The sequence below is a fragment of the Pseudomonas sp. 05T35 genome, assembly GCF_056396605.1.
The window spans coordinates 1-9,080 of the sequence record NZ_JBFTLU010000178.1 but is presented as its reverse complement, the minus strand read 5'-3'; the positions used below and the strand labels follow the sequence as shown (position 1 = coordinate 9,080).

9 protein-coding genes are annotated in these 9,080 nt (G+C 56.5%); 5 read left to right on the top strand and 4 right to left on the bottom strand.

Translation table 11 applies throughout. The features are described from left to right. From yidD to rpmH, 3 genes are all read right to left on the bottom strand, one after another. The coding region (yidD, locus tag AC1DH9_RS15190; protein ID WP_427564708.1) for a membrane protein insertion efficiency factor YidD at positions 1 to 108 on the bottom strand (108 nt) is incomplete at its 3' end. Next, positions 101 to 502, bottom strand: coding sequence for a ribonuclease P protein component (gene rnpA, locus AC1DH9_RS15185; RefSeq protein ID WP_031319651.1), 402 nt, complete (start codon positions 500 to 502; stop codon positions 101 to 103). The genes yidD and rnpA, both read right to left, overlap by 8 nt. A gap of 16 nt (positions 503 to 518) precedes the next feature. Beyond that, positions 519 to 653: a 50S ribosomal protein L34 gene (gene rpmH, locus AC1DH9_RS15180; protein ID WP_003213577.1), complete on the bottom strand. Its 135-nt coding sequence runs from the start codon at positions 651 to 653 to the stop codon at positions 519 to 521. 565 nt (positions 654 to 1,218) lie between these two features. On the opposite strand from rpmH, the gene dnaA reads away from it, so the two are divergent. The 4 genes from dnaA to gyrB are packed head-to-tail and all read left to right on the top strand — an operon-like array spanning position 1,219 to position 7,425. Next, the gene (dnaA, locus tag AC1DH9_RS15175; protein WP_427546506.1) at positions 1,219 to 2,736 is read left to right on the top strand and encodes a chromosomal replication initiator protein DnaA; all 1,518 of its coding nucleotides are present in this window, start codon (positions 1,219 to 1,221) and stop codon (positions 2,734 to 2,736) included. A 39-nt stretch (positions 2,737 to 2,775) separates the two neighbouring features. After that, positions 2,776 to 3,879, top strand: a complete 1,104-nt coding sequence (gene dnaN / locus AC1DH9_RS15170; protein ID WP_477808366.1) for a DNA polymerase III subunit beta — start codon at positions 2,776 to 2,778, stop codon at positions 3,877 to 3,879. A 20-nt stretch (positions 3,880 to 3,899) separates the two neighbouring features. Further along, complete coding sequence (gene recF, locus AC1DH9_RS15165; RefSeq protein ID WP_054594865.1) at positions 3,900 to 5,003, top strand: DNA replication/repair protein RecF; 1,104 nt, start codon at positions 3,900 to 3,902, stop codon at positions 5,001 to 5,003. A gap of 4 nt (positions 5,004 to 5,007) precedes the next feature. Further along, entirely contained in the window at positions 5,008 to 7,425 is a 2,418-nt protein-coding gene (gyrB, locus tag AC1DH9_RS15160) for a DNA topoisomerase (ATP-hydrolyzing) subunit B (RefSeq protein ID WP_019694408.1), read from the top strand. Between the two features lie 81 nt (positions 7,426 to 7,506). Here gyrB and AC1DH9_RS15155 read toward each other — a convergent pair whose 3' ends face one another. After that, positions 7,507 to 8,229 carry a response regulator transcription factor gene (locus tag AC1DH9_RS15155; protein WP_477808367.1) on the bottom strand — a complete coding sequence of 241 codons (723 nt, stop codon included), beginning with the start codon at positions 8,227 to 8,229 and terminating at the stop codon, positions 7,507 to 7,509. Between the two features lie 86 nt (positions 8,230 to 8,315). Between AC1DH9_RS15155 and AC1DH9_RS15150 the strand changes: the two genes are divergently transcribed. Beyond that, positions 8,316 to 8,606: a hypothetical protein gene (locus tag AC1DH9_RS15150; protein WP_427546501.1), complete on the top strand. Its 291-nt coding sequence runs from the start codon at positions 8,316 to 8,318 to the stop codon at positions 8,604 to 8,606. Positions 8,607 to 9,080 lie beyond the last annotated feature (474 nt).

The window sequence follows — 9,080 nt, the reverse complement described above, 5'->3', positions numbered from 1 at the left end:
TTCATACGCGTAGCAGGAACAACTGGGGTAGAAACGACAGTGGCTGGCCATCAAAGGACTAATGGCATAGCGATAAAACTGGATCGGAACGAGCGCCAGTTTACGCATCAGTGCTGTCTACCCCTACAGTTTCGGTTTTGACTGCTGGTACCGGCGTGCTGCGTGCCAGACGTTTCCAGAGTTTGCCGAAATGCTGAATCAATTCGGGGTTTTCTACATCGCCCAAACCTTTGCGCGCGACGATAACGATATCCCAACCAACCAGAGAATCCTGGTGGAGGCGAAACGATTCGCGCATCAGACGTTTGAGGCGATTGCGCTCAACGGAGAGCTTCACACTCTTTTTCCCGATAACCAGCCCTAGACGGGGGTGATCAAGATCGTTGGTGCGTGCAAGGAGCAGGAGATTTTTCCCCGGAACCTTGCCGGTAGGGGAGTCAAAGACTGCCTTGAAATGCCGGGGGGTAAGCAAACGCTTTTCCCGACTGAAGTCCTGACTCACCTCCAGTACCGGATTATCAAACTGCCAGACGCGCACGACCTTTGGCGCGACGACGCGACAGGACGGCACGGCCGTTCTTGGTAGCCATGCGAGCACGGAAACCGTGGGTACGAGCGCGTTTGATAGTGCTTGGTTGGAAAGTACGTTTCATGTCGTGTTACCTGGTTCGTCCACAACGGGCCGGAATGGCCCCCGTTTTAAGAGACCGGGGATTCTAGAGAAAGCAAGCCTCTAGGTCAATTTCCAACCAACGTTTCCTTTAAATGGATATCCGCGGGGTTCGTCCTTGAAAGGTGGACAGCTAGATATAAAAATAAAGAAGGGAATTATTTAAAGCTTTTCTGTAAAGCTTATAAAAGCTAGACCCGCCATCCTCTGTGGATAAGTACCTTTAACCCTTCTATTCCGTGCTGTACAGAGAATGACAACTACAGTGGAAAACGGTGGTCAGCCTGTGCTGCGCTGTCGGATAAGCTGTGTGTGGAAAGGGTAGTTATCCACAGGCAGGTTATCCACCGAGTTTGCCCCCCACTTGTACAACGAGCTTAAGTGGGCTTATCCACAGAGCTTATGCACAGACCATTGGTCGTCTTTTTTGCGTATAACGCGTTGATTCTTCGACACCCGTGAGCAACCTACGTGTGGATAAGTCTGCGTCTGGTCGCTACAATGGCCGCTTGTTTTTGCCTCACCGGCTTTCAACTTAGGGGATATCCGTGTCAGTGGAACTTTGGCAGCAGTGCGTGGAGCTTTTGCGCGATGAGCTGCCTGCCCAACAATTCAACACTTGGATCCGTCCACTACAGGTCGAAGCCGAAGGCGACGAGTTGCGTGTCTACGCACCGAATCGTTTTGTTCTCGACTGGGTCAACGAAAAGTACCTGAGCCGCGTGCTCGAGTTGCTGGATGAGCATGGCAATGGCATGGCGCCGGCGCTTTCCTTATTAATAGGCAGCAAACGCAGTTCGGCACCTCGTGCTGCGCCGAATGCACCGTTGGCCGCAGCGGCGTCTCAAGCCCAGGCCGCGGCTGCACCTGCACCCGTCAGCGCATCTGCGCCTGCCGCGTCGACCAAACGTACAACGCAAAAAGCCGTCGAGGTCAGCGAAGAACCGTCTCGCGACAGCTTCGACCCAATGGCCGGCGCCAGCTCGCAACAGGCCCCGGTACGTGCAGAACAACGCACTGTGCAGGTCGAAGGCGCGCTCAAGCACACCAGCTACCTGAACCGCACCTTTACCTTCGAGAACTTTGTCGAAGGTAAGTCCAACCAACTGGCCCGCGCGGCAGCCTGGCAGGTCGCGGACAATCCCAAGCACGGTTACAACCCGCTGTTCCTGTATGGCGGCGTTGGCTTGGGTAAAACCCACTTGATGCACGCTGTGGGTAACCACCTATTAAAGAAGAACCCGAATGCCAAGGTCGTGTACCTGCATTCCGAGCGCTTCGTGGCCGACATGGTCAAGGCTCTGCAACTGAATGCGATCAACGAGTTCAAGCGCTTCTACCGTTCGGTCGATGCGCTGCTTATCGATGACATTCAGTTCTTCGCCCGCAAGGAACGTTCCCAGGAAGAGTTCTTCCACACGTTCAACGCCCTGCTTGAAGGTGGCCAACAGGTCATCCTCACCAGTGACCGTTATCCGAAAGAAATCGAAGGCCTTGAAGAGCGCTTGAAGTCACGCTTCGGCTGGGGCCTGACGGTTGCCGTCGAGCCGCCGGAACTGGAAACCCGCGTCGCGATTCTGATGAAGAAGGCTGACCAGGCTAAAGTTGACCTGCCACACGATGCCGCATTCTTCATCGCCCAACGTATTCGTTCCAACGTCCGTGAACTCGAAGGCGCGCTAAAACGCGTAATCGCCCACTCGCACTTCATGGGTCGCGATATCACCATCGAGTTGATTCGCGAATCCCTGAAGGACCTGCTGGCGCTTCAGGACAAACTGGTCTCTGTGGATAACATTCAGCGTACCGTCGCCGAGTACTACAAGATCAAGATTTCGGATTTGCTGTCCAAGCGCCGTTCGCGTTCGGTCGCACGTCCACGGCAAGTCGCCATGGCGCTGTCCAAGGAACTGACCAACCACAGCTTGCCGGAAATCGGTGACGTGTTTGGCGGCCGCGACCACACTACGGTTTTGCACGCATGCCGCAAGATCAACGAACTTAAGGAATCCGACGCGGACATCCGCGAGGACTACAAGAACCTGCTGCGTACACTGACCACTTGATGAACACCAGCGCAGCTTATTAAGGCAAGGGACTAGACCATGCATTTCACCATTCAACGCGAAGCCCTGTTGAAACCCCTGCAACTGGTCGCAGGCGTCGTCGAGCGCCGACAGACCTTGCCGGTGCTTTCCAACGTGCTGCTGGTTGTCGAAGGCCAGCAGTTGTCGTTGACCGGTACCGACCTGGAAGTCGAGCTGGTCGGTCGTGTGCAACTCGAAGAGCCGGCAGAGCCCGGCGAAATCACTGTCCCGGCGCGTAAGCTGATGGACATCTGCAAGAGCCTGCCGAACGATGCGCTGATCGACATCAAGGTCGATGAGCAGAAACTCGTCGTGAAAGCCGGCCGTAGCCGCTTCACCCTGTCGACGTTGCCAGCCAACGATTTCCCGACGGTGGAAGAAGGCCCGGGCTCGCTGACCTGCACTCTTGCGCAGAGCAAACTGCGTCGTTTGATCGAGCGCACCAGCTTCGCCATGGCTCAGCAGGACGTTCGCTACTACCTCAACGGCATGTTGCTGGAAGTCTCGGCGGGCATCATCCGCGCCGTGGCCACCGACGGTCACCGTCTGGCCATGTGCTCGATGCAGGCTGACATCGGCCAGCCGGATCGCCACCAGGTGATCGTTCCACGTAAAGGTATTCTGGAACTGGCGCGCTTGCTGACCGAGCCGGATGGCAATGTCAGCATCGTTCTGGGCCAGCACCATATTCGCGCCACCACCGGCGAGTTCACCTTTACCTCTAAACTCGTCGACGGCAAATTCCCCGACTACGAGCGCGTTCTGCCAAAAGGTRGCGACAAGCTGGTATTGGGCGACCGCCAGGCACTGCGTGAAGCGTTCAGCCGTACCGCGATTCTGTCCAACGAGAAGTACCGCGGCATTCGTCTGCAACTGGCCAACGGTCAGCTGAAGATCCAGGCGAACAACCCGGAACAGGAAGAAGCGGAAGAAGAAGTTGGCGTTGAGTACAACGGTGGCTCGCTGGAAATCGGCTTCAACGTGAGCTATCTGCTCGACGTTCTGGGCGTGATGACCACTGAGCAAGTGCGTTTGATCCTGTCTGACTCCAACAGCAGTGCGCTGGTGCAAGAGTCCGACAACGACGACTCGGCTTACGTTGTCATGCCGATGCGCCTGTAAACATGTTCAGCAGACGCTAGATGTCCCTCAGTCGTGTCTCGGTCACCGCGGTGCGCAATCTGCACCCGGTGACCTTCTCCCCCTCTCCCCGCATCAACATCCTGTACGGCGCCAACGGCAGCGGTAAAACCAGTGTTCTGGAAGCCATTCATCTGCTGGGGCTCGCCCGTTCGTTTCGTAGCAGCCGCCTTTTACCGGTCATCCAGTACGAGCAGTTAGCGTGCACGGTGTTTGGTCAGGTCGAATTGGCCGAAGGTGGACACAGCGCGCTGGGGATATCCCGGGACCGCCAGGGGGAGTTCCAGATTCGCATCGACGGGCAGAACGCCCGCAGTGCTGCGCAGCTGGCAGAAATCCTGCCGCTGCAATTGATCAACCCCGACAGCTTTCGCCTGTTGGAAGGTGCACCGAAAATTCGCAGACAGTTTCTGGATTGGGGCGTGTTCCACGTGGAACCACGTTTCATGTCCACCTGGCAGCGCTTGCAGAAGGCCCTGCGCCAGAGAAACTCTTGGCTGCGGCATGGTACACTTGACGCCGTTTCGCAAGCGGTTTGGGACAGAGAATTGTGCCAGGCCAGCGCTGAAATTGATGAATACCGCCGCGCTTATATCAAAGCCTTGAAACCAGTCTTTGAACAGACCTTGAGCGAACTCGTCGAACTCGAGGGCTTAACGCTTAGCTATTACCGGGGTTGGGACAAAGAGCGAGAGCTGAGTGCAGTGCTCGCCGCATCCGTTCACCGGGATCAGCAAATGGGGCATACCCAGGCCGGACCACAACGCGCTGATTTGCGTCTTCGATTGGGCGCACACAACGCCGCGGACATCTTGTCTCGTGGTCAGCAGAAGTTGGTGGTCTGTGCATTGCGGATTGCCCAAGGGCATTTGGTCAGCCAGGCCCGGCGCGGCCAATGTATTTATCTGGTGGATGACTTGCCGTCCGAGCTGGATGAGCAGCACCGCCGCGCGCTTTGCCGTTTGCTGGAAGACTTACGCTGCCAGGTCTTTATCACCTGTGTAGATCATGAATTATTGAGGGAAGGCTGGCAGACGGAAACGCCAGTCGCCCTGTTCCACGTGGAACAGGGCCGTATCACCCAGACCCACGACCATCGGGAGTGAAGGCATGAGCGAAGAAAATACGTACGACTCAACGAGCATTAAAGTGCTGAAAGGCCTGGATGCCGTACGCAAACGTCCCGGTATGTACATTGGTGACACCGACGATGGCAGCGGTCTGCACCACATGGTGTTCGAGGTGGTCGATAACTCGATCGACGAAGCTTTGGCTGGTCATTGCGACGACATCAGTATCATCATCCACCCGGACGAATCCATCACCGTGCGCGACAACGGTCGTGGCATTCCGGTAGACGTGCATAAAGAAGAAGGCGTCTCGGCAGCCGAGGTCATCATGACCGTGCTGCACGCCGGCGGTAAATTCGATGACAACTCCTACAAAGTATCCGGCGGTCTGCACGGTGTAGGTGTGTCGGTTGTAAACGCCCTGTCCGAAGAACTGATCCTGACCGTTCGCCGTAGCGGCAAGATCTGGGAACAGACTTACGTCCACGGTGTTCCGCAAGAGCCGATGAAAATCGTTGGTGAAAGTGGGTCCACCGGTACGCAGATCCACTTCAAGCCTTCGGCTGAAACCTTCAAGAACATCCACTTCAGCTGGGACATCCTGGCCAAGCGGATTCGTGAACTGTCCTTCCTCAACTCCGGTGTCGGCATCGTCCTCAAGGACGAGCGCAGCGGTAAGGAAGAGCTGTTCAAGTACGAAGGCGGCCTGCGTGCGTTCGTTGAATACCTGAACACCAACAAGACTCCGGTCAACCAGGTGTTCCATTTCAACGTCCAGCGTGAAGACGGCATCGGCGTGGAAATCGCCCTGCAGTGGAACGACAGCTTCAACGAGAATCTGTTGTGCTTCACCAACAACATTCCCCAGCGCGATGGCGGCACTCACCTGGTGGGTTTCCGTTCGGCACTGACGCGTAACCTGAACACCTACATCGAAGCGGAAGGCCTGGCGAAGAAACACAAAGTCGCCACCACCGGTGACGATGCCCGTGAAGGCCTGACTGCGATCATTTCGGTCAAGGTGCCGGACCCGAAGTTCAGCTCTCAGACCAAAGACAAGTTGGTTTCTTCCGAAGTGAAGACCGCGGTCGAACAGGAAATGGGCAAGTACTTCTCCGACTTCCTGCTGGAAAACCCGAACGAAGCCAAGTTGGTCGTCGGCAAGATGATCGATGCGGCCCGTGCTCGTGAAGCGGCGCGTAAAGCCCGTGAGATGACCCGTCGTAAAGGCGCGCTGGATATCGCCGGCCTGCCGGGCAAATTGGCGGACTGCCAGGAAAAAGACCCTGCCCTGTCCGAACTGTACCTCGTGGAAGGTGACTCTGCTGGCGGCTCCGCCAAGCAGGGACGCAACCGCAAGACCCAGGCGATTCTGCCCCTCAAGGGCAAGATCCTGAACGTCGAGAAGGCGCGTTTCGACAAGATGATCTCTTCGCAAGAAGTCGGCACCTTGATCACCGCGCTGGGCTGCGGCATCGGCCGCGACGAGTACAACATCGACAAGCTGCGTTATCACAACATCATCATCATGACCGATGCTGACGTCGACGGTTCGCACATTCGTACCCTGCTGCTGACCTTCTTCTTCCGTCAGTTGCCGGAACTGATCGAGCGTGGCTACATCTACATCGCTCAGCCGCCGTTGTACAAAGTGAAGAAAGGCAAGCAAGAGCAATACATCAAAGACGACGACGCCATGGAAGAGTACATGACGCAGTCGGCCCTGGAAGATGCGAGCCTGCACTTGAACGAGGAAGCACCGGGTATCTCCGGCGAAGCCCTCGAGCGTCTGGTGAATGACTTCCGTCTGGTGATGAAGACGCTCAAGCGTCTGTCGCGCCTGTACCCGCAGGAACTGACCGAGCACTTCATCTACCTGCCAGCGGTGAGCATGGACCAACTGTCCGATCACGCAGCGATGCAGAACTGGCTGGCCCAGTACGAAGTTCGCCTGCGCACCGTCGAGAAATCCGGCCTGGTCTACAAAGCCAGCCTGCGTGAAGACCGTGAACGTAACGTCTGGCTGCCAGAGGTCGAACTGATCTCCCACGGCCTGTCGAACTACGTCACCTTCAACCGCGACTTCTTCGGCAGTAACGACTACAAGACTGTCGTCTCGCTGGGCGCTCAACTGAGCACCCTTCTGGACGAAGGCGCTTATATTCAGCGCGGCGAGCGCAAGAAAGCCGTCACCGAGTTCAAGGAAGCCCTTGAGTGGTTGATGGCCGAAAGCACCAAGCGTCACACGATCCAGCGATACAAAGGTCTGGGTGAGATGAACCCGGATCAGCTATGGGAAACCACCATGGACCCAGGCTCGCGCCGGATGCTCAAAGTGACCATCGAAGACGCCATTGGCGCGGACCAGATCTTCAACACCCTGATGGGTGATGCGGTCGAACCACGCCGAGACTTCATCGAAAGCAACGCGTTGGCAGTCTCTAACCTGGACTTCTGATCCGGTACGACCTGCAGTAATAAAAAAGGCCAACGCTCAGCGTTGGCCTTTTTTATTGTTCATAAGAAACGGCTGGAGATTTTACTCGCTCGCAGCCGCGACGCTTTCCAGTCGATACCCATACCCGTAGATCGTCAGCAACTGCCAACCCCGATCGGCCGTCAGCCCCAGCTTGTTGCGCAGGCGGTAGATGTGCGTATCCAGTGGCCGTGAAGACACCATCTCTTCATGGGTCCAGAAACGCTCGTAGAGATATTCCCGCGACAGCGGCCGGCCCAGGTTGGCAAACAGGCAGCGGGCCAGACGGTATTCCCGTTCAGTCAGGCTGATGGGTTTTCCAGCGCGGGTCACCGTCAGTTCGGCGTCATCGAAGTTCAGATCGTTGAAACTCAGCACTTCGCTGGCAGCATTGCGCTGCAAGCCGTGTCGGCGCAGTACGGCACTGACACGGGCCTGGAGCTCATTGGGACGGAACGGTTTGCTGACGTAATCATCGGCGCCGGCGTTCAAGGCCTGGACGATGTCACTCTCCGCATCGCGGCTGGTGAGCATGATCGCGGCGGGAGGTGCCTCCATATGTTCACGGGTCCAGCGCAAGAGCGATAGACCACTGAGATCAGGCAACTGCCAGTCGAGTATCAACAGGTCGAAAGTCTCGCGTCGAAGCTGGCGTAACAGGTCTTCGCCGCGCTCGAAGCTGTGCAAGGTCCACGCTTGCTCTCCGGCGCCGGGAATCTGTCGCAGTGTCTGTTCCACCCGGCGGAGTTTAGGCTGATTGTCTGAATCTGAACAATTGTGGTGAATTGCTCCAGGTTCTTTGCGTCTGGGTAGGCTGATATCAATTGGCCGTCTATCGGCAGATATCAGCTCGAAGACTCGAGGATGCAACGATGAGGAACAGTCGGAATGTTCGTGCACTGATCGTGAAGGTGACCAAGGACAAGGCGCTGACACGCTGCCTGTCGTTGGCATTTTTGGCCTATGTGGGGGTTGCTTCACAAGCTGTGAATTCGAGCGGCGAAGCACGGGATGAACACGTGACACAGCGCTATTTCAGTCCAGCGGTGGTGAATGTGGCGTTCAGTGATTCTCGGGGCTTCGCACCGGTGAGCGCTCCCGCAGACGGCGAGCAACCGGCGCCACTGCGGCTTCCTGAAGAGCAGCAGCGCTGGGTGTTCTAACGGGGGCTCGGGCAATTCTGAACAAATGTGGAGAATTGCCTCATCGAACGTCGGGGTCGGTAAATTCTCAAGCGTTGAGTGGCACAGGAGCATTCGGAAGTGCTCCGACACAGGGAGTGTCATCGCCAACCTGGCGGGACCGCCGATCGCCGGTTCGCTTGCGGTCTGCAGTTCAGGGGGAAAAAAAGGAGTGCCATCTCACATTGTAAAACCGGATCGATACTGACTCGGTTCCGACACACGGATGTGTCACCTCCTCCCCTCTTCGATTTGTTTGCCTTTATGGATATCCACGACTGCTTTTGTAATGGATGTGGGCGTTATGCATAGATGTGGGCTATCTGCCGCAGAGCCCTGTCGGGTAAGGTGCGTAAGGCTGATGAATCAGATGATCGGCCAGATTCTAATAAAAGCGTGAAAAGCGAATCCAATGAGCCAAATGACTTCTTTGCATTGTCGCCACCTGGGCACCTG